The organism is Parabacteroides hominis, from assembly GCF_014287585.1.
In the GTDB taxonomy this organism is placed as follows: Bacteria; Bacteroidota; Bacteroidia; order Bacteroidales; family Tannerellaceae; genus Parabacteroides; species Parabacteroides hominis.
This window is the reverse complement of sequence record NZ_JACOOJ010000036.1, coordinates 1-25,660: the sequence shown is the minus strand read 5'-3', so window position 1 is coordinate 25,660 and position 25,660 is coordinate 1. Positions and strand designations below refer to the sequence as shown.

The 25,660-nt window shown below is 49.0% G+C and carries 17 protein-coding genes; 5 read left to right on the top strand and 12 right to left on the bottom strand.

All coding sequences use genetic code 11. From position 1 onward, the window contains the following. Window positions 1-57: 57 nt before the first annotated feature. The 5 genes from H8S65_RS16565 to H8S65_RS16545 all read right to left on the bottom strand — a co-directional run bounded on the left by H8S65_RS16565 (window position 58) and on the right by H8S65_RS16545 (window position 7,605). Window positions 58-1,047 carry a FecR family protein gene (locus tag H8S65_RS16565; protein ID WP_186930974.1) on the bottom strand — a complete coding sequence of 330 codons (990 nt, stop codon included), beginning with the start codon at window positions 1,045-1,047 and terminating at the stop codon, window positions 58-60. A 54-nt stretch (window positions 1,048-1,101) separates the two neighbouring features. Then, window positions 1,102-1,692: an RNA polymerase sigma factor gene (locus tag H8S65_RS16560; protein ID WP_186930973.1), complete on the bottom strand. Its 591-nt coding sequence runs from the start codon at window positions 1,690-1,692 to the stop codon at window positions 1,102-1,104. Between the two features lie 14 nt (window positions 1,693-1,706). Then, window positions 1,707-4,643, bottom strand: a complete 2,937-nt coding sequence (locus H8S65_RS16555) for a PD-(D/E)XK nuclease family protein (protein ID WP_186930972.1) — start codon at window positions 4,641-4,643, stop codon at window positions 1,707-1,709. Between the two features lie 112 nt (window positions 4,644-4,755). Then, window positions 4,756-5,748: an L-glyceraldehyde 3-phosphate reductase gene (gene mgrA, locus H8S65_RS16550; RefSeq protein WP_186930971.1), complete on the bottom strand. Its 993-nt coding sequence runs from the start codon at window positions 5,746-5,748 to the stop codon at window positions 4,756-4,758. Between the two features lie 903 nt (window positions 5,749-6,651). Further along, window positions 6,652-7,605 (bottom strand): NAD-dependent epimerase/dehydratase family protein, encoded by a 954-nt coding sequence (locus H8S65_RS16545; protein ID WP_186930970.1) that lies wholly within the window; start codon window positions 7,603-7,605, stop codon window positions 6,652-6,654. 240 nt (window positions 7,606-7,845) lie between these two features. On the opposite strand from H8S65_RS16545, the gene kbl reads away from it, so the two are divergent. The 4 genes from kbl to phoR all read left to right on the top strand — a co-directional run bounded on the left by kbl (window position 7,846) and on the right by phoR (window position 12,782). Further along, complete coding sequence (gene kbl, locus H8S65_RS16540) at window positions 7,846-9,036, top strand: glycine C-acetyltransferase (protein ID WP_186930969.1); 1,191 nt, start codon at window positions 7,846-7,848, stop codon at window positions 9,034-9,036. Between the two features lie 244 nt (window positions 9,037-9,280). Beyond that, window positions 9,281-10,126, top strand: a complete 846-nt coding sequence (locus H8S65_RS16535; protein WP_186930968.1) for a histidinol-phosphatase — start codon at window positions 9,281-9,283, stop codon at window positions 10,124-10,126. 104 nt (window positions 10,127-10,230) lie between these two features. Continuing rightward, window positions 10,231-10,917: a two-component system response regulator PhoB gene (gene phoB, locus H8S65_RS16530; RefSeq protein WP_186930967.1), complete on the top strand. Its 687-nt coding sequence runs from the start codon at window positions 10,231-10,233 to the stop codon at window positions 10,915-10,917. Between the two features lie 95 nt (window positions 10,918-11,012). Then, the gene (phoR, locus tag H8S65_RS16525; protein ID WP_186930966.1) at window positions 11,013-12,782 is read left to right on the top strand and encodes a two-component system sensor histidine kinase PhoR; all 1,770 of its coding nucleotides are present in this window, start codon (window positions 11,013-11,015) and stop codon (window positions 12,780-12,782) included. 581 nt (window positions 12,783-13,363) lie between these two features. On the opposite strand, the gene H8S65_RS16520 is transcribed toward phoR, so the two are convergent. Together H8S65_RS16520 and H8S65_RS16515 are read right to left on the bottom strand one after the other, a co-directional pair. Then, complete coding sequence (locus H8S65_RS16520; RefSeq protein ID WP_186930965.1) at window positions 13,364-15,745, bottom strand: ABC transporter permease; 2,382 nt, start codon at window positions 15,743-15,745, stop codon at window positions 13,364-13,366. 594 nt (window positions 15,746-16,339) lie between these two features. Beyond that, window positions 16,340-18,703, bottom strand: a complete 2,364-nt coding sequence (locus H8S65_RS16515; protein ID WP_186930964.1) for an ABC transporter permease — start codon at window positions 18,701-18,703, stop codon at window positions 16,340-16,342. 559 nt (window positions 18,704-19,262) lie between these two features. Between H8S65_RS16515 and H8S65_RS16510 the strand changes: the two genes are divergently transcribed. Further along, window positions 19,263-20,117 carry a DUF6261 family protein gene (locus H8S65_RS16510; RefSeq protein WP_186930963.1) on the top strand — a complete coding sequence of 285 codons (855 nt, stop codon included), beginning with the start codon at window positions 19,263-19,265 and terminating at the stop codon, window positions 20,115-20,117. A 240-nt stretch (window positions 20,118-20,357) separates the two neighbouring features. On the opposite strand, the gene H8S65_RS16505 is transcribed toward H8S65_RS16510, so the two are convergent. The 5 genes from H8S65_RS16505 to H8S65_RS16485 form a co-directional block, all read right to left on the bottom strand. Next, window positions 20,358-22,685, bottom strand: coding sequence for an ABC transporter permease (locus H8S65_RS16505; protein ID WP_186930962.1), 2,328 nt, complete (start codon window positions 22,683-22,685; stop codon window positions 20,358-20,360). 113 nt (window positions 22,686-22,798) lie between these two features. Then, on the bottom strand, window positions 22,799-23,479 hold the full coding sequence (locus H8S65_RS16500; RefSeq protein WP_186930961.1) for an ABC transporter ATP-binding protein: 681 nt from the start codon (window positions 23,477-23,479) through the stop codon (window positions 22,799-22,801). 161 nt (window positions 23,480-23,640) lie between these two features. Next, entirely contained in the window at window positions 23,641-24,105 is a 465-nt protein-coding gene (locus H8S65_RS16495) for a DUF5024 domain-containing protein (RefSeq protein ID WP_186930960.1), read from the bottom strand. Window positions 24,106-24,126: 21 nt separating this feature from the next. Further along, on the bottom strand, window positions 24,127-24,693 hold the full coding sequence (locus H8S65_RS16490) for a PG0215 family putative anti-sigma factor (protein ID WP_186930959.1): 567 nt from the start codon (window positions 24,691-24,693) through the stop codon (window positions 24,127-24,129). A 4-nt stretch (window positions 24,694-24,697) separates the two neighbouring features. Further along, entirely contained in the window at window positions 24,698-25,189 is a 492-nt protein-coding gene (locus tag H8S65_RS16485) for a GFO_1088 family ECF-type sigma factor (RefSeq protein WP_186930958.1), read from the bottom strand. Window positions 25,190-25,660 lie beyond the last annotated feature (471 nt).

Here is a 25,660-nt window from a genome sequence, read left to right as displayed (position 1 = left end):
ATTATATATAGTAGACACATATGGAGAAAAAAAGGATGAGTCCTATCACAACTTTTTTTATTTTTTCATCGAGACACGTATTTTTCCATCCTGATCCGTAAAACGAACCGGAGATATTTTTTCCAACTCTTCCAATATCTGATGAATCTGCTTTTTTGAAGATGTCAATGTATAACTATAGTGGTAAGTAGACGGATCGTCAATGACAAATTCCACATCATACCAGCGTGATAATATTTCAATCACCTCTTTCAACGGAGTATTTTCAAAAACAATCTGATTTTTTCTCCAGACTGAATTATTGGTTAAATTTTCAGGTCTATTTATTTTACAAGTATTTGTCTTTCGATTATAAATAGCTTGATCTCCCGGCTTCAAATGAGCAATCTGCCGGGAAAAAGAAGAGATCGATACACGACCGGTTTCCAACATCACATATATTTCCGAATCTTCCGGATAAGCCCTTACATCGAATGTTGTTCCCAATACTTTGACATCTAAATCACCCAAACTCACAATAAACGAACGTTTCCTATTTGGAGAAACTTCAAAAAAGGCTTCGCCTTCCAAATAAACTTTTCTTTCCGATAACCCAAACTTTCGGGGATACTTAATCCGGCTTTCCGAATTTATATACGCTTTCGTACCATCTTGAAAAACAATCAACGTACGTTCTCCTTTAGGTACATACACTTCTTCCAAATCAGAATTACCCAATAAATCAATATTCCTATCAAGATACCAAAATTGCCCGACAAGTAATATAAGAGGGATCAAAATAGCGGCCACACGGAACAAAGTGCGTCTACGACGCTGCCAACGTACCATTGACATAATCCGATCATACATATCTTCAGACGGTATTTGCACATCTATATAATGTTCTTCCGTCCCGGGTAAAATATTTTTTTCATCTTCCGTGATCAGATTCTCCAAATAGGTACGCCCTTCTGATGTGGCAAACCAACGAATAACATCTTTTGCTTCTTCTTTAGAAGCAGTATCTCTAAGAACTTTATCTATAGTATGTTTATCAGGTATTTTCATCTTTTATCAGATTGTTTTTATTAATAGACACATAAAAATGAAATTAGTATGATTTCAAGATAACCAAAATGAGTAAAGCATAAATAACAATTTATTAAAATGCTCACGTAACATTTTAATAGCCTGTGCATAATGAGTCTTAACGGTCGGAACTGATATTCCCATTTTATTGGCAATTTCCAGATTCGACAAATTACTTCTTAGCTTATACAAGCATACCTGCTTTTTTTGTTCCGGCAAATCATTTATTGCCCGATAGAGTTGTTCTTCTATCTCTTTCTTCTCTATATTATCCAACAAATCATCTTCATACTCCACTTTCTCCTGAGCTAATTCATAATTTTTCTCCATAGCTGTATAGTTATTACGAATCTCATTTAATAAATGATTTTTCAGCATAGTATATAAATAATTCCTTAAATTCATGCTTATAATCAATACAGAACGAGACTCCCACAACCTATAAAAAATCTGTTGTACAGAATCCTTTGCCGAACAATCATTCTTTAGATATTTATAAGCCACAACGTACAACAATTTATGATAGCGCTGATAAATGATCGTAAATGCCAGTTCGTCACCCTGCCCCAACAAGGATAACAAATCTTCATCTGAAAAACAGTTATAATCTCCTTCTCCTTTCATAATAAATAAAAATACTATTTCCCGCAAATATCCTTAAACGGGCAATACACGCAGGCTTTGCCGTTCGGGGTTTGTACGAATGGTGTTTCTCGCCCGAAGATTTCATCCAAGCAATTCCGCAGGCCGTTTTCAAAATCGGCATGGTAATTGGCAAAATCCAAAACCTGCTCCGTTTTGAAGCGGTCTGTACGGCGGTAGATTCCGGGGTCGAAAGAGGGAGAAAAGAGGGTTCGCATATAATAGATGCCCGGCTGGATAACAGTTGGAAGTTGGACTGATCCATACATCCATGCATACATAAATACCTGCATGACTGCCTTGGCACGATCCGTATCTTCCTTGTCGAAAAGGGCTTCGACAGAGGTAAACTGTGTCGTTCCGCTTCCACTCTTGTAGTCGATGATGCGGACGGCATCGCGCACTTCGTCTACACGGTCGATGAATCCTTTTAGCTGGATCTCGCTCTTATCCGTCAACGGGAAGAGGCGTTTTATTTTCTTTTCCGATTCGATATAACGGAAAGGAGTCAGTTTACCGTCCCGTTCTAACACTTTCTCCACATATTTACGGATCATCTCGCCGATCAGGAAATTCTGTCCGGTGAGCGGACGGACGATATCCGTTTTAAAGAAGATTTCGGCAAAGGCACGTGCAACCGCCCCCGTCAACATAGGCGTATCTTTGCGGATCGCTTTCAGCAGATCGGCCGTCACCATCTTTCCGCAGAAAGGCTGATACAATTCTTCCATCACCTTATGCAGAATGCTTCCGAAAACATTACTTTCGATCGTCTCGCTTACCTCCTCTTCTTCCCGTATTCCTTCGACAACGGAAAAATAGAATTTAAGCGGACAATCCAGATAAGTATTGACTGCACTCGCCGATATCGCCCGCGTCCCGCCACTCCGGAAAGCCGCCAGGCGGTTCATGACTTCCTCCGTCTTAGCCACCTGCAAGGCAGGAGTCTTGGAAGAAGAGACGTTGTAAACGACCAGTTTATTCTGTATCGGTTCCTCATAATGATAATGCAACTGATGCACGAAACGACTTACCTCGCCTGTCTGCAACCCGTTACTCCGGGTATCATAAAGCAGGCTGACATGGCTGGCACGATAGATCAAACGGTAGAAATGATACGCCCAAACGCTGTCCTGGTGCTCGTATGTCGGCAAGCCGAACCCCCGGCGGAGATTATAAGGGATAAACGAATTAGCCGCTTTCCTCAACGGGAAAATCCCTTCATTCATCGAAAGGATAATCAACCGGTCAAAGTCGAGCGCACGAGTCTCCAAAACCCCCATGATCTGCAAACCGGAAAGAGGTTCGCCATGAAAAGGGATCGTAATCGTGTCCGTCACACGTTTCAGCAGGCGGAAATAGGTGTCGATCTTCATCCGGATATTCGCCTCCTGCATGACTTCCTTCATCCGGTTGACGGTAGTAAAATAATGAAAGATAAACTCCTGCTCCAGATCGTTTGTGCGCTGGGGGGCGTCCTCCTCTTCCTCACCGGTTTGCAAGGTCATGACTCGATTCAACTCCTGTAGCACATTTATCAGGTAATCGGAGAACATTTCCACCTCGGTCACCGGGGTAAAAAGGATGGACAACAAAGGAGTCTGGTTCAGATCGTCATAAGAAATATGGATCTTGTTATTTTCCGAAATATCTTTTACCAGATTGGAAACCACCTCCGGGGAAGTGGTCGAAATATAGCGGTGGTTCAGGATCGGCAAGACATCCCGGAAATAAAACACCGGCCGCCGGTCCACATAACGAATATTCTTTTGCAAAGCTAAAATATATTCCATCAAAGAAGCGACCGGCGTACCGGCCAACGGATATCCCATCGTCACGTTGATCCGCCTGATCTGTTCGGGGATGGCATTCAGGACCGGAATCAGCAGATGCTCGTCCGGCAGAATCACAGCCGTCCGCAAGGCTTCTTCCGCGCTCATCTCATCTTCCTTGCAAAGTTCGTTCAGAATGCTGCACACTTGCTTTGCCTGCCCGATACCGGAAGGGATGCCGATCACCTCGATCTTAGGAGTTGAGAGTTGAGAGTTGAAAGTTGAAAGTTGCTTCGCGTCGCTATTCCCATTTTCATTTTCGACTTTCAACTCTCCACTTTCAACTATTAATTGTGAAGGGAACCGCCGCAAATTGCGTTCCACGAAGTAAGAGGCTTTATTATCCGGGTCCGTCACTTTCGGAGAAGCATAATCCCAGTAGAAATCGGCTATCTCCCGTTTCTGCAACTCGGACAGGAAACGTTCTTCAGCCACCGAGAGGGCGTTCAAGCCGACAAACACGACTTTCGTATAGGGAAGGTCACAGCATTCGTTTCTCTCCATCTGTTCGACCACTTCCCGGAAGATCATACCTTCATATCCCTTACCTTCGGCAGCAAGCGCTTCCCGCAAATCAGTGTATAAAGCGTACAAGATTTGCCAGACTGCCAGAAACTGTTCCTGATTGGGAGTATCTCCTTTCGGATAGAAAGAAGACCAAAAGGTCCGGATAGCAGCAATCTGTTCGGGACTTAGAAAACTGAAATCATTCTCAATCTCACGAAGATCGGTCACATTTGTGAAGAGCATGCGGGCGTCAGCCATATATTTATCGATGTCATCGAAGTCATTCAGCAGCATTTCCCCCCAATAAAGGAATTCATCGAATGTTTCGGAAGAACCGCTATGGCTCAGATAGATATCATACAGCTTAAACAGCATGCTGATACGGTCTGCGGTCTGCTTTCCGCTCAACTGTACAAACAGATCGTTGATCGTCAGGATCGTCGGAGAGAAAAGCGGCTTCTCAGACACTTCCGACAAATATTTCTGAAAGAACAGCCCCGTACGGCGGTTCGGGAAAACAAAAGCCAGACGGCTGACTTCCGCCCCGTACTTAGAATAAAACAGGGATGCAACCTGATATAAGAATGGTTTCATTAATTGTTTGAATTAATATATGATGATTTATGGGTTTGTTTATAACGACAATGTCTTAGACAGCAACGATATAATAGAAACACGCTGATAAACCATCATTTATATTGTTCTTTTACTGTAATATGCTCTCTATTGTCTGTAATTCCTCCTTTAAAAAGGCCGTGTTTTGCAACGCCTTCAAGTTATCCGTCAACTGTGCAACCGAACTGGCGCCCACCAGGACACTCGTCACCCGGCCGTCCTTCAGTAGCCAGGCAAGTGCCATTTCCGCAAGCGTTTGGCCGCGTTGCTTTGCAAGATCATTCAGTTGGCGGATTTTACTTATCTTTTCTTCCGTCACCTGTTCGCGTTGCAGATGGCCCGTAGATTTGGCTGCACGTGAATTTTCGGGGATACCGTTCAGATATTTGTCCGTCAACATGCCCTGCGCCAATGGCGAGAAAGCGATCATTCCCACCCCTTCTTGCTCCAGCAGAGGCAAGAGGTCCGGTTCAGTCCAGCGATCCAGCATCGAATAGCGCGCCTGATGAATCAGACAAGGCACACGATGTTCCCTCAAGACAGCAAGTGCCTTTTCAGTCTGTTCGGCATTATAGTTCGAGATCCCGACATACAAGGCTTTCCCCTGTCGAACGATATCGGCCAACGCCCCCATCGTTTCCTCGACCGGCGTCTGCGGGTCCGGACGATGCGAATAGAAGATATCCACATATTCCAGTCCCATCCTTTTCAGGCTCTGGTCAAGGCTTGCCATCAGATACTTGCGGCTTCCCCAGTTTCCATACGGACCGGGCCACATGTCATACCCGGCTTTTGTGGAAATAACAAGCTCATCCCGGTACTGCCCTAAACCTTTCTTCAGAATACGACCGAAGTTCTCCTCCGCCGATCCGTATACAGGGCCATAATTATTGGCAAGATCAAAATGCGTAATCCCTTTGTCGAAAGCAACATGCGCAATCTGAATAAAGTTACTGAACACATCCACACTGCCAAAGTTATGCCACAATCCTAAAGAGATAGCCGGCAACAGCAATCCGCTCCGCCCGCAACGCCTGTAAACCATATCGGCATACCGGTTATCATTTGCTTTGTACATCTCCATACTATGATATTTTAGTTACAATGAATCCTTTTCAGAGATACAAATATAATCAAGAATACCAAAAGAACTGATTATTCGGATAAAAACAAAAAAAGGCCATCCTCCCGGACAGCCAATCTTCATTGTTAACCTTAAATCTAATACCATGAAAAACACAATGCAAATATAGACATTTTATGTTATGCAGCATACACTTTTACTTGGAAATCTCATTTATTTAAATCTATTTAACAAAAACATGCTGCAAAACATAACTAATCAGCATTATTTACAGCAGATTGAAGCCTATTCTGCCATTAGCCATGACTATACTTTTCGGAAAAAACGACAATATCCCCCTTAAAAGCCAAATACAACATAAAAACCTGATCTACAAGAGTGTACAAAAAACAGTCGTTTGTTAAAAAATATTACCCTTGCATGTAATTTAATTTAAATGGGGTAGAAAATTAAAATAGATGCGGTAGTAGTTTCGATTTGGACCAATGGCATTCTGAAAGATATTACAATAAGGGGTTGAAAAAAGACAAGGCATATTTTAGAATAAACCGGAAAGAGTCAGGATTGGCATAAAATAAAAAAGGCCATCTTCACAGACAGCCAATCTTCATTGTTAACCTTAAATCTAATACCATGAAAAACACGATGCAAATATAGAGAGTTTATGTTATGCAGCATAATAATACCCCTAAAAAATGCTCCTCCTTAACCTGATTTAACTATTTCATGTTTTACAACATAGTTTTTCTTGCACTTTTGACTTAATTGCTCCACGCACAAGCAACAGTTGCTTTGCCATTGGAACAACCTACAATGCTGAATAAAAACGATCCAAACAAAAAGGCGACTACCCGGATGGACAGTCGCCTTTTTCCTATCGATCTATTAATGACCGGGAAATTCTTACTTATTGAAACGTTCTTTCAATTTTGCCAGCATATCCTGAGTCATGGCATCCAGATCGAATTCCGGTTTCCAACCCCATTCCTGACGGGCACATGTGTCATCCAAAGAGTTTGGCCATGATTCTGCGATAGCCTGACGCAACGGATCTACATCATATTCCATCTGGAAGTCTGGAACATACTTTTTAATGTTATTGTAGATGATCTCAGGATCGAAGCTCATGGAAGCGATATTAAAAGAGTTACGATGAACGAACTTCGTAGAATCGGCTTCCATAATTTCAATAGCTGCACGCAGGCCGTCCGGCATATACATCATATCCATGAATGTACCCTGCTTGATCGGGCATACGAACTTTTCGCCTTTGGCTGCCGAGTAATAGATATCGACAGCATAGTCGGTCGTACCACCACCCGGAGGTGTTACATAGGAGATAAGCCCCGGAAAACGTACGGAACGAGTGTCGACACCGAAACGGATGTTGTAGTAGTCACTCAACAACTCTCCTGAAACCTTCGTAACACCGTACATAGTACGCGGGTTACGGATCGTGTCCTGCGGAGTCTTGTCCTTCGGAGTGTTATTGCCGAACACGCCGATTGAACTCGGAGTAAATACCGCACAATGCATTTCACGGGCAACTTCCAATACATTAAACAAACCGCCCATACCGATTTTCCAGGCAAGCTGCGGTTTTGTTTCTGCCACAGCCGACAGCAAAGCTGCCAGATTATAAATAGTATCTACATTATATTTAGACACAGTTTCAGCAATCTGCTGTTCGTTTGTAATGTCGACAATTGCAGAAGGCCCTGATTCCAACAGTTCGCCTTTAGGCTCCTGTCCGGGGATGTAACCTGCTACAATGTTTCCACCGTAGATACTTCTCAACTTCATGGTTAACTCTGATCCAATCTGACCGGTAGAACCAATAACTAATACATTCTTCATTGCGTTTGATGTTATTTTAAGTTTTTTCGGCGGCAAAGGTATGGAGAATAAATACATTCCGGTATGAATTTCTTGTATTTTTTTAGCCTATATATTCAAAAAAAATATGACCTTTGCCGCATCAGCAGACAAATCAGAAGCAAGGAAAATTTGTTTTCGGGAACCTGATTCTGCCACTTGTCTGCAATAAAAGAAATAAAATAGTCAACTTAATTAAAAATACTAACAAAAAACAAAGTTATGTACGGTAAACTGAAAGATTTCCTTACTCAGGAATTGGCAAACATCAAAGCTGCCGGATTGTATAAGAACGAGCGTATCATCACCACTCCTCAAAGAGCCGACATCAAAGTAAACGCTGGAAGCGACGTTTTGAACTTCTGCGCAAACAACTATCTGGGCCTGTCTGACAACCAACGTCTGATCAAGGCAGCCAAAGAAGCTATGGACACACACGGATATGGCATGTCATCCGTCCGTTTCATCTGCGGGACACAGGATTTGCACAAACAATTGGAAGCCGCTATCTCCGATTATTTCAAAACCGAAGATACGATCCTGTATGCTGCTTGTTTCGATGCAAACGGCGGTCTGTTCGAACCGTTGTTCACTGAAGAGGATGCCATCATCTCCGACGCTTTGAACCATGCTTCCATCATTGACGGCGTACGTCTTTGCAAGGCAAAACGCTATCGTTATGCCAACGCAGACATGGCCGACCTGGAACGTTGCCTGCAGGAAGCCCAGGCACAGCGTCACCGCATCATCGCAACAGACGGCGTGTTCTCTATGGACGGAAACGTGGCTCCGATGGACAAGATCTGCGAACTGGCTGAAAAATACGATGCCCTGGTAATGGTCGATGAATCCCACTCTGCCGGTGTCGTTGGCCCGACCGGACACGGTGTTGCCGAACAGTTCAATTGCTACGGACATGTGGATATCTTCACCGGTACGTTAGGTAAGGCGTTCGGTGGCGCTATGGGCGGATTCACAACCGGAAAGAAAGAGATCATCGACATGCTGCGCCAGCGCTCCCGTCCTTATCTGTTCTCCAACTCTGTCGCTCCTGCTATCGTGGGTGCCAGCTTGGAAATGTTCAAGATGCTGAAAGAAAGCGACGTTTTGCATACGAAACTGATGAACAACGTCAGCTATTTCCGCGAAAAGATGTTGGCTGCCGGTTTCGACATCAAACCGACCCAGTCCGCTATCTGCGCCGTTATGTTGTATGACGCTAAATTATCCCAGGATTTCGCAGCCAAGATGCAGGAAGAAGGCATTTATGTAACCGGTTTCTACTATCCGGTAGTGCCGAAAGACCAGGCCCGTATCCGCGTACAGCTGTCCGCAGGCCATGAAACAGAACATCTGGATAAAGCAATCGCTGCATTTATCAAAGTCGGAAAAGAACTGAACGTAATCAAATAAGTTTGTTTCCCGAACAAAACGGAAAAGGCGAGGACTGAAACGGTCTTCGCCTTTTTCATTTAAATAGGCTATTCTTCAGAATAAAAGAACTACCTTTGTCCTATCACAAAACACCATAAGAATATGATAACAACCGTAACTATAGACGACAGTCGTCCCGAAGCAAAAGCTTTGGATGATTCGAAGCACATTTATAATAGAAGTTTCATCAATTTCGGAATTTTGTTAGCAGACAAATAATTTTATGCAACTCAGTAACTATCATAGCCATTGTACATTCTGTGACGGGCGGAGCACGCCGGAAGATTTCGTTAAATTCGCTGTTTCGCACGGATTCCGCGCCTACGGCTTTTCTTCCCATTCGCCATTGCCGTTCGAAACATTCTGGAACATGTCGAAAGATGATATGCCCGAATATCTGATGGAGATAGAACGGCTGAAAAAGAAATACAGCGACCGGCTGGAAATATATGTAGGACTGGAAATCGATTTCTTAGACGAGAGCTACAACGCGTCCATCCCCTACTTCCGTAACCTGCCGCTCGATTACCGCATCGGCTCCATCCACTTCCTGCCGGTCGCACAGCCGCTTGCGGAAGAGAATATGGTTTGCATGGACGGCTCTTTCCGGGAATACCAGAAGTCCGTCGACCACTACTATGACGGGGATATCCGCAAGTTAGTCGCCCATTATTTCAACTCCACGCAGCAAATGATCGAGGCAGGCGGGATCGACATCGTCGGCCACATGGACAAGATCTACATGAACGGCCATAAGTGCGAAGGCTTCGACCTGCAAGCGGGCTGGTATCAAAAGCCGCTCAACGAATGCCTGCACCTGATCGCCGAAAAGGGGCTGATGGTCGAGGTCAACACGAAAAACCTCTCGAAAAAACAGGAGACCTATCCGCATAGGGATTACCTGCACAAACTTTGCGAACTGGGCATTCCGGTGATGGTAAACTCCGACTGCCACTACCCCGACTTAGTGAATGACGGACGTGCGGATGCATTCGGACTGCTGGAAAAGGCAGGCTTCAGGTCTACCCGCGAACTGGTCGGCGGACACTGGCAGGATGTGGCGATCTGATGCATTTGTAACGCGATTGTAACATGTATTTCATTCCATCGAAATACGGAACCGCGTCCTTTGCAGAAATAAATTGTATTTGTAATAAATAAGAGACAAAGATTATGGATATGCCGAAGATTCTTGTAGTGGACGATGAAGAGGATTTATGCGAGATCCTCAAGTTCAATCTTGAGATAGAAGGGTATGAGGTAGACACGGCTTTCAGCGCCGAAGAAGCATTGAAGATGGACATTGCCTCCTACCGGTTGCTGCTTTTAGACGTCATGATGGGTGAAATATCCGGATTCAAGATGGCCAGTATCCTCAGGAAAGAAGAAAAGACGGCCAATATCCCCATCATTTTCCTGACTGCCAAAGACACCGAAAACGATATGCTGACAGGTTTCAACTTAGGCGCCGACGACTATATATCCAAGCCCTTCTCCATCCGCCAGGTGGTGGCACGCGTGAAAGCCGTGCTGCGCCGCACATCGGACAAGGAGAAAGTGCAGGAAAGCGAATGTCTCAAATACGAAACCCTTTCGCTCGACACGCGACGCATCAAAGCCTCTGTCGACGGGCGGGAAGTCCCGCTCACCAAAAAGGAATTCGAGATACTGAAACTCCTCCTCGAAAACAAAGGGAACGTGTTCTCGCGCGAAGAAATCCTTTCCCGGATATGGAAAGACGAAGTATATGTGCTCGACCGTACGATCGACGTCAACATCACCCGCCTGCGCAAGAAAATCGGGCCGTACGGCAAGAACATCGTGACGCGCCTCGGTTTCGGATACTGCTTTGAGAGTTGAAAGTGGAGAGTGGAAAGTGGAGGACACACAGACCTCAACTCCCAACTTTCAACTCCCAACTTTCAATTTTTAATTTTCAACTTTCAACTCATATTATGGTCAAGATAGAATCAACAACAAAAAGCAGAATACCTTTCAGCCAGCGGCTTTTCTGGTCGATATTCGCCATGTTCCTGGGGTTCACGGTCTGTTTCCTGCTGTTCCAATATCAGCGGGAGCGGGAGTTTGCCCAGGAGAAGTTGAATAACGTGTTAGGAAATTACAACTACCAGCTGTTTCGCCGCACGCAGCAGGCCGAAAATATCAATAAGGTGGTCCACCGGTTCATCGACGACATCCCTCAGAAGGACCTTCGCGTCACGATTATCGACCCGGCGGGGAAAGTGCTGTTCGACAATAGCGGCGCCGAGGAGTTCAACAACCATAACGACCGCAGCGAAGTGCGCAAGGCACGCCTCTACAATGAAGGGTTTGCCATCCGCTCGTCCAACTCGACGGGCAAGCGTTACTTCTATACAGCGACGAATATCGGGGGGTACATCTACCGTTCCGCCCTCCCCTGGGACCCCTACACGCAGCGTGTGCTGACGATCGACAAGGATTTCATCTACTTTATGGCATTGATGACGCTGATATTCTTCTTCGTCCTCTCCCGTTTCACGTTCAGCATCGGGCGGACGATCTCGAAACTGCGCGACTTCGCCCTGAATGTGGAGAAAGACCGCATACCGGAGAACGAATATGTCTTTCCAAACGACGAGCTTGGGGACATTTCGAAGAACATCGTCAGGCTTTACCACCGCCAACAGAAGGCGAAAGACGAGCTTTCGATGGAACGCGAGAAGCTGATCAAGCATTTCCAGTACGCGAAAGAGGGCTTTGCCATGTTCACGTCGGAAGGGAGGGAGATATTGTCCAACATCCAGTTCGTACAGTTCGCGAACCTGATTTCCGACATGCAGATACGGCAGTCGGAGGACGCGATCGACATCCCGGAACTGGAACCGATCCATATGTTCCTCTCCAAAAACATCCCGAACACGAACCGCAAGCGGAAAGTGCTGCGCGAATCGGTCACGGTGGACAAGAACGGGAAGATTTTCCTGATCGAATGCATCTTGTTCCTCGACAACAGCTACGAGATTTCCATCAACGACATATCCCGCCAGGAGGAAGAGAGCCGGATGAAACGGCAACTGACGCAGAACGTGGCGCACGAGCTGAAAACTCCCGTCAGCAGCATCCAGGGCTACCTCGAAACGATCATCAGCAACCCGCAGTTGCCGGACGACAAGCACCGGTTCTTCCTCGAACGCTGCTACTCGCAAAGCACGAGGCTCACGGGGCTGCTGCGCGACATTTCGGTGTTGAACCGCCTGGACGAGGCTTCCGAGATGTTCGAACTGTCGGAAGTGAACATCCGGAAACTGGTCGGCGAGATCGAAAAGGAATGTTCGAAGGAGATAGAGGAAAAGAAGATCACGACAGAGGTGATACTTCCGGGCAACCCGGCGATCTATGGCAACTATTCGCTGCTCTACTCGATCTTCCGCAACCTCTACGACAATGCGATCGCATACGCGGGCGAGGGCATCCATATCACGGTCAACTGCTACAAGGAGGACCCGAAGTTCTATTACTTCAGCTTCTCGGACAACGGGGTCGGCGTCTCGGAAGAGCATGTGAACCGCATCTTCGAACGTTTCTACCGCGTCGACAAAGGGCGCAGCCGCAAGGTCGGCGGCACGGGCCTGGGACTCTCCATCGTCAAGAACGGCGTGAACTTCCACAAAGGACAGATTTCCGCCAAGAGCGGGCTGGGGAAAGGGATGACGTTTTTCTTTACATTGAAGAAGAAAATCTGATTCGTTACTTTTGGCTTGATCCAAAAGTAACCAAAAGATCAAGGCTTAACCTGGCGAGCTACTCCGTTCCCTCCGGTTCGCTGTCGCCTGCGAAACTCGCTTCGCTCAGACAGCGCAGGCTCCGGGCGCTCACTCCGGTCACTGCGCTTTACGCTCGCCAGCTTAGGCCTTTCTTAGAAAGCGGAGCTTTCTTTTGGGATGGCCGATACTGCCTGTTCTTTTGCGAATGCTCGATACTGACTGTTCTTTTGCAATTGCCGATACCGCCTGCTCTTTTGCGAATGCTCGATACTGCCTGCTTTTTTGCGATCCCGCATCAAGTGCGGGAAGAGGGGGGCCTTGTCCCCGTGCTTGACACGGGGCCGCTGAAGGACAGGCGGTATCGGCAATCCCAAGAGAGCCGTCAGGCTCTATTCAGGCCTAAGCGGATGGGCGTTAAGCGGAGGGCAAAGACGGAGCGGCAGGAGCCTGCGCTGTCTGAGCGGAGCGAGTTTCGCAGGCGACAGCGGAGTCTTTGACCGGAGTAGCCCAGACGGTTAAGCCTTGAACTTTTGGTTACTTTTCTTTCAAGAGAAAAGCAACTATTCCCTCACGCTATCCACCGGATTCGCATTCGCCGTACGCCAGTTCTGGAAGGAGACGGTCAGGAAGGTGACGAGGAAGATGATGCCGAAAGCAAGGGCGAACACCCACCAATAGACGGGCGTACGATAGGCGAAGTTTTCGAGCCAGCCGACGGCTGACAAATAAGCGACCGGCGTGGCAAGGATGAAGCATACCATGACGATAGAAAGATATTTGCGGTTAAACATCAGCAGGATATCCGCCACCGACGCCCCGTAGACCTTGCGGATGCCGATCTCCCGTCGGCGGTACTGCGTCTCGAAGATCACCAGGCCGAAGACACCGACGATCGAGATCAGGATAGCCAGCAGGCTCGCCCCAGTCACCATCTTCTTCACGAACTCCTCGCGGTGGTAAAGCCGGTTATAGAGCGAATCGTAGAACTCGACTTCCAACGGATAGGAAGCATCCAGCCCCGCCACCACCTCGCGAAGATGGCTGACAGCCTTAGTCACATCCGTCCCCGCACGCAGGCGGATATAGGCATGGCTCAACCATTGGAACTTATTGTCGGGCGAGACGCAAAAGGCGATGTTCTGTTCCTCCTCCCGGAGCGAAGTCAGCATCACATCGCCGGTAAAGCCGGTGATCCGTCCCGGTCCCCACCCCATGTTGACCATCTCACCGACTTCGAGTCCGTTCGCCCGGCGGGCCTTCTCGTTGAATATAAAATGGAAATTGCCATCTTTGTCGTCCGACGGCGAAAAACGGCTGCCATCCGTCACTTCGATCCCCATCACATCGAGGAACGAGGGGGAGACGTTTAAAAAGAAGCCAGGGAAGGTTTCTTCCTTATGCGTAAACTCGTAGGTGGAATACGAATCCTCGCCTCCGACCTTCTGAGCAGAGAAAGCGACTCCTTCTATCTCCGGGTATTCCATCAACTGGCTGGTTAAAGCCTCCTTGTGCTTGATGCATAAATCCTGGCTGAGCTCGGCAATCATGATCTGGTCCCGGTCGAAGCCGAGCGCATAATGGCGCATGAAATAGTTCTGCAACTGGATGATGCAAGCCCCGACAATCAGGGCGATGGAGACGATATACTGGAAGCCGATCAGCACCGTGCGCAACTTCCGCCCGGCAGCCGACAGCCCGAAACTGCCTTTCAGCACCAGCGCGGGCGGGAAAGAGGTGATATAATAAGCCGGATAGACGCCCGCCAAGACGCCTACCAGCAAAGCGATCGCCCCCGTCCCCAAGACGATGGAAAGATTGGGCAGCAAACGGATATCCGCCTCCACGAACGACAGGTATTGCCCTTTGTTCAACAAATAGACCCAGAGGATCGCCAACAGGTATGCCATCAGGCAAATCCCCGCCGCCTCCACTAACAACGACAGGCGGAGCGTCCCCGCCGGACTCCCCAACACCTTCTGCGTATTGATGCTCCGGATACGCATCGGGGTGAGCGCGGTACTGAAATTCATATAATTAACCGCCGCGATCAACAGGATCAGCCAGGCGATAAGAAAGAGCAGGCGCACCGTTTCGGGGCTTTGCGTCCTGAGCGGATTGCTTCCCCATACGTCCTGCATATTCATATAATGCAGCTCCGTGAACGGGATCAGCCGGAGATGGAAGTTTTTGCATCCCCATATTTGCGAGAAATCGAACGTCCGGTTGAAGTTATCTTCCACTGCGCGGACAGATTCGGGGCTGTCCAAGAGCAGGTAGCAAAGCCAGTTCGACCCGCCCCACTCGGTAGGTTTATGGTAAGGGGCGTCGATTGCGGAGTAGATCACGTTGCCCAACTGCGTGTTCTCCGGGAAATCACGGTAGACCCCGCCCACAGTCAGGTCGCGGTGGTCCTTCGTCCAGACGCCTTCTTTGAAATGTATTTGCCGGCCTATGGCCGATTCGCCGCCGAACATCCGGCGGGCCATGCTTTCCGGGATAATAGCCTTCTCTGGATCGGCGAGGCAATCTTTATCTCCTTCGACAAAAGAGAATCCGAATATATCCACGATAGCGGGATGGCAGGTCGTCACTTTCTCGCGAAAACCTTCTGCGTCGCTTTCCTGTCCGGTCGAAAGGTAGTTTAGTTTGTCGTATGGGGTGATCATCGTCCCCGCCTCGATATGGGGAGAGGAGGCGATCAGCACGTCGGGGAACGCACCGGGGTAGATCACACGGCAGTCAGCCATCATACTGTCGCAGAGTTCGGCCATGAAGATTCGCTCTGCCTTCGGATGGCAACGATCGAAACTATGGTCGTAGCTTACCTGCATCATAATGACCAGAAATGCGGTAAAAGCGACAGACAAGCCTATGACATTCAGCCCGACTGCCATCCGGAAACGTCTGAGGACGCTTAGGAAGTTGCGCAAGATTGTTTTCATTATTATTTTATTTTTAATTCTTACTTACTTTATATATTGTTCTGTTACTTTTGGCTTGATCCAAAAGTAACCAAAAGATCAAGGCTTAAGCTGGCGAGCTACTCCGTTCCCTCCGGTTCGCTGTCGCCTGCGAAACTCGCTTCGCTCAGACAGCGCAGGCTCCGGGCGCTCACTCCGGTCACTGCGCTTTACGCTCGCCAGCTTAGGCCTATCTTAGAAAGCGGAGCTTTCTCTTGGGATGGCCGATACCGCCTGTTCTTTTGCGAATGCTCGATACTGCCTGTTCTTTTGCAAATGCCGATACTGCCTGCTTTTTTGCGATCCCGCATCAAGTGCGGGAAGAGGGGGGCCTTGTCACCGTGCTTGACACGGGGCCGCAGAAGGACAGGCGGTATCGGCAATCCCAAGAGAGCCGTCAGGCTCTACTTCAGGCCTAAGCGGATGGGCGTTAAGCGGAGGGCAAAGACGGAGCGGCAGGAGCCTGCGCTGTCTGAGCGGAGCGAGTTTCGCAGGCGACAGCGAAGTCTTTGACCGGAGTAGCCCAGACGGTTAAGCCTTGAACTTTTGGTTACTTTTCTTTCAAGAGAAAAGCAACTATTCCCTCACGCTATCCACCGGATTCGCATTCGCCGCCTGCCAGTTCTGGTAGGTGACGGTCAGGGCGGTGACTAAGGCCACCACTAAGAAGGCGAGGGCGAACGTCCACCAGTAAACCGGCGTGCGGGAAGAGAAATTCTCCAGCCACTTCTGCACGCCGTACCACGCGAGCGGGGCGGCAATGACGAAGCAGACCGCCACGATACGCAGATAGAACAAGTTGAACATCGCCAAGATCTCCCCTACCGTCGCCCCGTGCACTTTGCGGATGCCGATCTCCTTGCGCCTGTACTGCGTCTCGAAGACCACCATCCCGAACACGCCGACAATCGAGATCACGATGGCCAACAGCCCGAAAAGGCTGATCATCTTCTTCAGGTATTGTTCCTTCTGGTACAAGTGATTGAAAACATCGTCATAGAAACGGATGTCGAACGGGTAAGCCGGATCGATGTCCGAAAGGGTACGGCGGATATGCCCGACCGCCTCCTCCACATTCGTGCCGCCTTTCAAGCGGATGTAGGAAACATGCATCGGCCAGTCGTTCACGACAAATGCCATATCCGCCTCCGGCCCCTCCTTGCGGAAAGAGACAGCCCGCACATCGCCCGCGAAACCGGCTATATATCCGTTGCCATTTCCGGTCAGTTCGTGCCCGGCCTCCATCTGCATACGTTCGCGAGCCGAACGGTTATAGATATAAGTGTCCACCGAATCCCTTTTGGCGTCCGCCTCCATGAAATCGCGCCCTTCGGTAACGGGGATGCCCATCACCCGGAGAAAATTCCACGACACGGGGATCATATAGGTATAAAACTCCTTGCCGTCATACTCCATCGGCAGCATCGAGTAGGCATCCGACCCGCCCATGACCGACGTGGCGAAAGCGACATCTTCTATCCCCGCATATTCCTTCAACTTGGAGATATACACATCCTTATGCTGCTTCACGATCGTTTGAGGCAGTTCGACGATCGCCACCTGGTCCTTGTCGAACCCTAAGTTGAACGTGCGCATATAGTTGTTCTGCAACTGCACGAACATCGCCCCGACGATCAAACCGATCGAAACGACATACTGGAAGCCGATCAACGCCGTGCGCATCCTCCGCCCGCTCCGCGACAGCCCGAAACTGCCTTTCAACACCAATGCAGGCGGAAAAGAGGTCATATACCAGGCCGGATAGGCGCCTGCCACCACCCCGACCAGCACGGCGACCAGCAGCATGCCGCCCATCAACGGCAGATGGTTCTGAAGCAACGTATCAGCCTCGACAAACGACAGCCACTGCGATCTGTTCAACAAGAAAACAAGCAGGAAAGCGACGAGTGAGGCCAGCACGCTGATGCAGACCGCCTCGCCCACCAACGCCCGGCGCAATTCGGCGACCGAGCTGCCTAACACCTTCTGCGTATTGATGCTCTTCATCCGTATCGGGGCGAGCGACGTGCTGAAATTGGTAAAATTGATCCCCGCAATCACAATGACCAGCAGGGCGACGAAGAAAAGCAGGCGCACCGTACCGGCATTCCCGCATTCGAAAAAGTCCGGCAACTGCCCCGGCATATAATAAATGTCCGTCAACGGAATCAGTTCTATCCGAGTGCCCTCATCGCAACCATGCCCTTTGAAATCGAACGATTGGTTGAAGCTGTCCTCCACCACCTGCCGCGCGTCGGGACTGTCGAGCAGCATATAGCCGATAAAATTCTGGGAAGTCCAATCATTCTCAAACATTTTGTTCACCCGCGTGTACAGGCAATTATCCAACTGCGTGTTCCCCGGAAAATCCCGATAGACCGCTCCGACCGTCAGGTCGCGAACGTCTCCTTTAAAATAAACCCGTTCCTCCAGATGCAGCCTCTTCCCGATGGCCGACGTTTCGCCGAACATCCGCCGCGCCATGCTTTCCGGCATCATGGCCATTTCGGGTTGTTCCAGGCAACGCGCATCCCCGTCGATGATCGTAAAGCCGAACACCTCGGCCAGGCCGGGATAGCAACCTCTCAACAATTCGGTGAACCCTTCCCGCCCGTTCTCCTCCCCGACGGTCATGTATTGCTTACGGTAATCGATGGTCAGCAGCGTGGCCGCCTCGATATGGGGCGACGACCGGTAGACGGCATCCGCAAAGGCACGGGGCAGAATAGGGGCAAACATATCCTCCTCCATCTGCTGCCTGTCCAAGCGGACAATCCGGTCGGCCGTCGGATGGCAACGGTCGAAGTTACGCTCATATTCGATCTGCATCATAATCACCAAAAAAGCGGCAAAGGCAACGGAAAGTCCGGCAACATTCAATAACGTAGCTATCTGAAATCGCCTGATAATGCTCATAAAATTACGCATAAGTGTTTTCATCACTGATTGTATTTATTTTTATTTGTCTAATACTATGCAAAAATTATGCCATCACACCTAAACATCTGAACAACAATGTTATACCAAAACAATTTCATTCTCCGTCTGTCAAAATTTTAGACAGGTGTGTCCAAGATTTTGACAGTTCCTCGCCACCGTCCCTCCTGTCCTCCCGATTTTTTTCAATATCTGTTGAAAATTAAAGGATAAAATAATTGTTTACTGTTTAATTTAGGGTATATTTGCCTACGATGTAACGCTCGACAGCAAACCGACAAGGAAAAACACCCCGGTGAGCAGCTCGACGACGGGAAAACGGGCAAAAACATCCCGGCGAGCAGCTCGACAACGGGAAAACAGACGAAAACATCCCGGCGAGCAGCTCGACAACGGGAAAACAGACGAAAACATCCCGGCGAGCAGCTCGACAACGGGAAAACAGACGAAAACATCCCGGCGAGCAGCTCGACAACGAGAAAACGGACGAAAACATCCCGGCGAGCAGCTCGACGACGGGAAAACAGACGAAAACAGATATATAACATTCAAAATTAATGCCATGTCAGAAATTAAAACTTTCAATTTATCCCATCTTAAACAAGACGAAAATTTTGGCTTCCACAATTTCGCGCTCGCGGAACTGACCAAATGTAATGACTCTAAAATCAAAGAGTTAGTAAACGACTACAAAGTCAAATACAACGTATTCGACGAAACGATGAAAGTCGGCGGCGGCGAAAACGTACTCTCTTACGATGTCACCCGCCTCGACCAGATCCGTGACGATACCTACAGAGGATTGAAACGCCAGAACGATGTAGGGCTGAATGATTTCGACCCGGTCATCGCCGAGATCGCCCGCCAGGTCGATATCATCCTGCGCCGTAACGGCGATCCCTGCAACCTGCCTTATCTGGCAGAAAACAGTGCCGTGACAAACCTGATTCAGGATTTGGAAGAATTTGATAACCAACAGGTAGAAGAACGCCCCGGCGAACTGTCCAATCCGGCAAGCTCACCGCTCGACGGCGTTTCGCTGGACAATGTCACGAACCGCCTCCAGATGGCCGGCCTCGACAGATGGGTGGAACGGTTGAAAGAGGCGAACGAGAAATTTATCACTTTCTTCACCAACCGCAACAACCAGCAGGCTACCATCATCGCCGGTGCGACCAAAGCAGCCCGCCTGGAAACCGATGCCGCCTACCGCGCCGCCGTCAAACGCCTCAATGCGTTGGCCGAAGTGAACGGCGATACGGACTACCTGGAGATCATCAACAACCTGAACAACCTCATCGACCGCCAGAAAGCCATCCTCGCCGCCCGTAAAACCCTCAACGCCAAAAAAGCCGCCCAAAAAGAAGAAGGCGGCGGCAGCAGCAAGCCGGATGACGAAAGACCGGGGGAACTTTAGGGAATTAAGAATTAAAAATTAAGAATTAAGAAATAAAAGAGAAAGGCTTCGCGACCGGGGAAACTGGGGCGAGGCCTTTCTCTTGGGATGGGCGTTAAGCGGAGGGCAAAGACGGAGCGGCAGGAGCCTGCGCTGTCTGAGCGGAGCGAGTTTCGCAGGCGACAGCGGAGTCTTTGACCGGAGTAGCCCAGACGGTTAAGCCTTGAACTTTTGGTTACTTTTCTTTCAAGAGAAAAGTAACTATTCCTTCACGCTATTCACCGGATTCGCATTCGCCGCCTGCCAACTCTGGAAGAATACCGCTAAGAAGGAGATCAGGAAGCAGAACAACCCGGATGCGATGAAGATCAGCGGGCTAAGCGTGATCCGGTAGCTGTAGTCCGAGAGCCACTTGTCCATGAAATACCAGCTCAACGGCGTCGCAATCACGAACGCGATCCCCACATACATCAGGAACGTACCGACGAGGCGAACCAAGATCCCCCGGTTGTCCGAGCCGAACACCTTGCGGATCGCCACCTCCTGCGAACGTTGCAGGATGAAATAGGTCGACATCGCGAGCAAACCCAACAGCGAGATCAGGATCGCAATGCAAGCAAAGATCACCACGATCTTGGCCAGACGAATCTGCGACTCGAAATGCTCCTGAATGCCCTGGTCGATAAACTGCCCCTCGAAAGGAACACCCGACACCTCCTCGAAGACATTGCGCACCTCCTCGTAAGCCTTGACGAGATCGCCCTGCACCTCGATCACGTAGCTCCACGGCCACCAGCCCGATTTCGGATCACGGAAACGAAACATCACCGGAGAGTTTTCACGCGAGATATCCCACAATTGGAAATCCTTGATCACCCCTAAGATAGGCGTGGCATCTTCTCCCCACTTGAACGAAACGGCATCTTCCGGCAACTCCATCTGCTTAAACGCAAGCTCATTCAAAAACCAACCGCCGCTTGAGTTCGCCACCCCGTTGTCAGTCTTGATCTCCAGGCCGAAGATATGGAACGCCGCGCTATCTACCTGCATCTGCTGGAAGCTGAGTGATTTTCCTTCGTACTCGCCGCTGCTGTTGTTCGTCCCGCTCGAAGGCGTCCCGTTCGAATGCCCGACAGCCTTGACTATCGGAAGCTGGCGCAAGCGGTCTTCCGCCTGTTCCATCTCGCTCTTCGACCGGAAAACGTTTTCCGATTCGATAATGTTCGTCGTATTGTAGCCCAGCGGCGCATGGATCATATGGTCGATCTGGAGGTACATCGTCAGCGAGGCGGCGATCATGGCGATCGTGATCACATTCTGGAACGTGATGAAGACCTTGCTGAACACCATCTTCGTCTGCCGGCGGAACGTGCCGCGCACCACGTCGATCGGCTTGGCCGACGAGATCAGGATAGCCGGAAGCAAGCCCGACAAAACACCCGTCAGCAGGATCACGGCCACGATCATCCCGCCCCAGAGCGGAGTAGCCAGCACCTCGAACGTCAGGCGCACCTGCAACAGGTCGTTGGCAAACGGCAAGACAGCCTTCGCCAACAGCAATCCGATCACAAAGGAAACGGCCGTCAGAAGCGTCGCCTCCATCATAAGCCGGAGGAACAAATCCATACGCGAAGAGCCCAACAACCGCCGCGTAGCCATCTCCTTTGCCCGCTGTCCCGCCTGCGCCACCGTCAGGTTGATATAGTTGATAATCGCAAAAATCAGAATCAGGATGCCGACCGACATCAGGATCAGGGAGAATTTCCTATCGCCTTGGTTCAGGCTGGAGTACATCCAGTTGCCGAAATACATTTCCGGTATGGAAACGATCTTCAACTCCTCGGCGAAGCCTCCCTTATACATCCAGAAGCGCTCCTTGAAAAACGCCAGGATTTCGTCCGTCCGCGCTTTCAGGTCGGCTCCGGGCTTCACCAGCAGGAACGCAATACAGGAGCCGGCATTGTTGGCAGTTGTCTTCGTAAGCCCGCCATTAAACTCGCCCACCCGCTCGATACGGAGCAACAGGTCCACGTTCGGGATCACCGACCGTTTGACGTCTTCCATGATACCGGTGATCGTCACGCTCGTCGAATCGCTGATACGGACACTTTTACCAATCGGGCTTTCTCCACCGAACAGCTTGTTGGCATACGTCTCGGAAATAACTGCGTCGTAGGCGCCGTCCATCAGTTTCTCACGATTGCCATCCAACACCTTGAATGAAAAAACATCGAAAAAAGTGGAGTCGACAAACACCAGGTCGGCGATGTATTTCTTCTCGCCATAATAAATCTGATGCCCTTTGCACTGGTCGGTTACCATCGGACAGACTTTCTCGATCTCCGGATAGCGTTCTTCCAGCCAGTAGGCCACCGGGACAGCCGTACCCAGCATTTGCTCGTTGCCGATAGCATAAATCCGCTCGTAATTCTCCTGCTGCTTGTCGATATTCAGCTCCCGTTCCACATACACCGCGATCAGGATCACGAACATCAACGAGACGGAGAGTCCGAAGACGTCGATCGCCGTGTACCCTTTGTTCCGGCTAAGGAATTTCAGGAAAGATTTTATATTTAATAGATTATTCATTGTATATTCCAATTTAGTGAGTCGCAAAAATAAAAAGGATATACCCGACTTTCCCAAGCCGGATATATCTGCAAAAAACAATTTGAATGTGTCTATGTGTTACTTACAAAAAATTAAATGAATTCGCTTACGGACGACACGATACTACCGTCGAACAGGTTGATCACGCGATGGGCGAAGCTCGCGTCGTGCTTGGAGTGCGTTACCATAACAATGGTAGTGCCCTCTTTGTTCAGTTCGGTCAGGAGTTGCATCACTTCGGCGCCGTTCTTCGAGTCCAGGTTACCGGTCGGCTCATCGGCGAGGATGATCTTCGGGTTCGAAACGACGGCGCGGGCGATAGCGACACGCTGTTGCTGACCTCCGGAAAGCTGCTGCGGGAAGTGGTTGGCGCGGTGGCTGATGTTCATGCGTTTCAGGATGTCGTTCACCATCTGCTTGCGCTCGCTTGCCTTCACCTTCAGGTAGGTAAGCGGCAACTCCACGTTTTCAAATACATTCAGTTCGTCGATCAGGTTGAAGCTCTGGAACACGAAACCGATATTTCCTTTACGCACTTGCGTACGTTCTTTTTCTTTCAGGTGTCCGACTTCTTTCTCTGCCAAATAATAATCGCCCGATGTCGGGTTATCCAGCAAACCTAAGATATTCAACAAAGTGGACTTGCCACAGCCGGAAGGGCCCATGATAGCCACAAACTCACCGTCCTTCACTTCCATCGACACGCCGTTCAATGCAATCGTTTCCACCTCTTCCGTACGGAAAAACTTACTTAATCCTTCAATTTTAATCATGACTGTATCTGTTTTTATTGTTACTATTTCTTCTTTGCCTAATTACAGGCAAACAGCGTGCCAAAGTATATAAATTATTTATTTACAGTACCATAACAATTTAGTTATTTTCCGGGAGTGTCTAATTTTTGGACAGTGGTGTAAAGATATTAGACACTTTTTTATCCCCATTCGCTCTCTTCCTTGAAGTCGAAACGTTCGATTTTCGTCACCTGTATTTCTCCGTTCCGAAGCAGATACTCGTTCCCATTATACTTTTTATTCAAATCATCCAACGAAAAAGAGATGTCCGAAGTTCCGGCTGCAAAGCGGTAGAAAGAGGGTATAACCTTGCCGTCGATTTTCGATTCGATCACTTTATAGGCGGCTTCCTTGTCCTTCCTGAAGGCGTTGAGAAACTCGTCCAGCAATTTAGGATTGTCCTTTTTCGAGAATGTGATCGTGGTCACTTCCTTCACCGGTTTTTTTGTTTTCCGGTCTTTGTCGTAGATCACGTCGACACTCACCTTTTCCATCGACTCGCATTTTTTCATCAATGCATTCAAATTCGCCTGTGCCAGCAGATCACCGGCCCAACTCCCTGCCAACAACAGGGCAGCTGTCAAAATAAGATTTCTTGTTTTCATACTATTATTATTAATAAATCATCATTTATCCTTGTATCTCCTCTCCAACCTCTCGATGTCCGATTCGAACCGTTCGACTTCGTCCTCCTTCGTTTGGATATTATCCATTGTTTTCTCGTACTGCCGCAAAGAACGCAGGGCCAACCGCTCCTTTTCATACTGTTTCTTTTCGATTTCCCGGATCACCCTATCCAATTTCCGCGCCACCTCTTCGGGTATCTCCGTCTTCACCCCACCCCGGATGATGTAGCTGCCGGCATACGGATTAAACTCGTCATCCTTGCCGCCATCCCCCTTGTTCAAGAATAAGAACAACAACAAAGAAGCGGCCACCGCCATCCCCATCCATAACCACCTTTTTAAAAAAGGTTTTTTGCGGACCGGCTTCGAAGGGTTTCGTCCCTCTTCCACCTCCCCGGCGATCCCGGTCTCAAAATAACCGAACACCGGTTTATAGCCCCTCAGATGCTCCGGCAAGTCCGGGCGGGCAAAGAACGCGTAAAGCTCCTGCTCCTCGGCATTGGATGTCTCCCCTTCGAAGAAACGCTCCAACAGATTTTCGATATAGATATATTCGTCTGATTTCATCCTGCTACATTTTTAAGAATAGTTCCTTGACTTTTTTGCGGGCTCGTGAGAGGTTTACCCGGACAGCTTCCGGGCTGCTGCCTGTCAACTCGGCGATCTCCTTCACCTCGAAACCGTCGACATGCTTCATACGGAGGATCGTCTGCTGCAATCCGGGAAGCTGCTCCATGATATGCATGACCTGACTGACACTGTCTTTCTGCTCCAGCGCGATATACGGATTATCGTCTGCCGCAAATGTCGCCGAGTCAGACAGCTTTTCCTGCCTGTACCGGAACGCCCGGAGACGGTTCAGGCAAAGATGTTTTGTAATCTGCACGGCGAGGGCCTCCACACTATCATAGCGGTCCAGTTCATCACGGATATACCACAGCTTGAGGAACACCTCCTGAACGACATCTTCCACATCTTCGGGATCATCCAACAGGCGCCGGGCACATCCCGACAACTTTCCCCGCAAGGGTACGACTTCTATTTTAAACTGTTCTTGTTCCATTCTATTAAAAAGACACGCCACTCGGACAAACGTAACATGATGGATGAAAAAAAAGTCTTTTTCTACAATATATAAATGCTGATTTATCTGTTACTTTTGGCTTGATCCAAAAGTAACCAAAAGATCAAGGCCGAACCTGCTTCCTTGCGATCCCGCGTCAAGCGCGGGAACGGGCTTGCCCTGCACTTGTCCCCCGTGCCACAGAGGAAGAGGCTTTGCCTCTAAACCCTTTAAACCGTCTGCTTCAGCAGACGGCAAAAGAGAGGATGAGGGGGCTTTGGGGATGCCGATACTGATAGCTATATAACAGGGGTATCGGCAATCCCAAGAGAAAGCGGAGCTTTCGAAGAAAGAGGGTGTGTCAAAACCGACACATCCTCTTTTTATATCGTTTCCTCCTTTTCCCGATATAGTATTTTTCTATGCCGCAATTTTCCGAGTTGTATAAGTAATAATTGCCATTTTCGTTCT

Excerpts from the sequence above, each read along its gene's own strand:
- H8S65_RS16565 (WP_186930974.1), bottom strand. The coding sequence starts at position 1,047 with ATGAAAATACCTGATAAACATACTATAGATAAAGTTCTTAGAGATACT.
- H8S65_RS16560 (WP_186930973.1), bottom strand. The coding sequence starts at position 1,692 with ATGAAAGGAGAAGGAGATTATAACTGTTTTTCAGATGAAGATTTGTTA.
- H8S65_RS16555 (WP_186930972.1), bottom strand. The coding sequence starts at position 4,643 with ATGAAACCATTCTTATATCAGGTTGCATCCCTGTTTTATTCTAAGTAC.
- mgrA (WP_186930971.1), bottom strand. The coding sequence starts at position 5,748 with ATGGAGATGTACAAAGCAAATGATAACCGGTATGCCGATATGGTTTAC.
- H8S65_RS16545 (WP_186930970.1), bottom strand. The coding sequence starts at position 7,605 with ATGAAGAATGTATTAGTTATTGGTTCTACCGGTCAGATTGGATCAGAG.
- kbl (WP_186930969.1), top strand. The coding sequence starts at position 7,846 with ATGTACGGTAAACTGAAAGATTTCCTTACTCAGGAATTGGCAAACATC.
- H8S65_RS16535 (WP_186930968.1), top strand. The coding sequence starts at position 9,281 with ATGCAACTCAGTAACTATCATAGCCATTGTACATTCTGTGACGGGCGG.
- phoB (WP_186930967.1), top strand. The coding sequence starts at position 10,231 with ATGGATATGCCGAAGATTCTTGTAGTGGACGATGAAGAGGATTTATGC.
- phoR (WP_186930966.1), top strand. The coding sequence starts at position 11,013 with ATGGTCAAGATAGAATCAACAACAAAAAGCAGAATACCTTTCAGCCAG.
- H8S65_RS16520 (WP_186930965.1), bottom strand. The coding sequence starts at position 15,745 with ATGAAAACAATCTTGCGCAACTTCCTAAGCGTCCTCAGACGTTTCCGG.
- H8S65_RS16515 (WP_186930964.1), bottom strand. The coding sequence starts at position 18,703 with ATGAAAACACTTATGCGTAATTTTATGAGCATTATCAGGCGATTTCAG.
- H8S65_RS16510 (WP_186930963.1), top strand. The coding sequence starts at position 19,263 with ATGTCAGAAATTAAAACTTTCAATTTATCCCATCTTAAACAAGACGAA.
- H8S65_RS16505 (WP_186930962.1), bottom strand. The coding sequence starts at position 22,685 with ATGAATAATCTATTAAATATAAAATCTTTCCTGAAATTCCTTAGCCGG.
- H8S65_RS16500 (WP_186930961.1), bottom strand. The coding sequence starts at position 23,479 with ATGATTAAAATTGAAGGATTAAGTAAGTTTTTCCGTACGGAAGAGGTG.
- H8S65_RS16495 (WP_186930960.1), bottom strand. The coding sequence starts at position 24,105 with ATGAAAACAAGAAATCTTATTTTGACAGCTGCCCTGTTGTTGGCAGGG.
- H8S65_RS16490 (WP_186930959.1), bottom strand. The coding sequence starts at position 24,693 with ATGAAATCAGACGAATATATCTATATCGAAAATCTGTTGGAGCGTTTC.
- H8S65_RS16485 (WP_186930958.1), bottom strand. The coding sequence starts at position 25,189 with ATGGAACAAGAACAGTTTAAAATAGAAGTCGTACCCTTGCGGGGAAAG.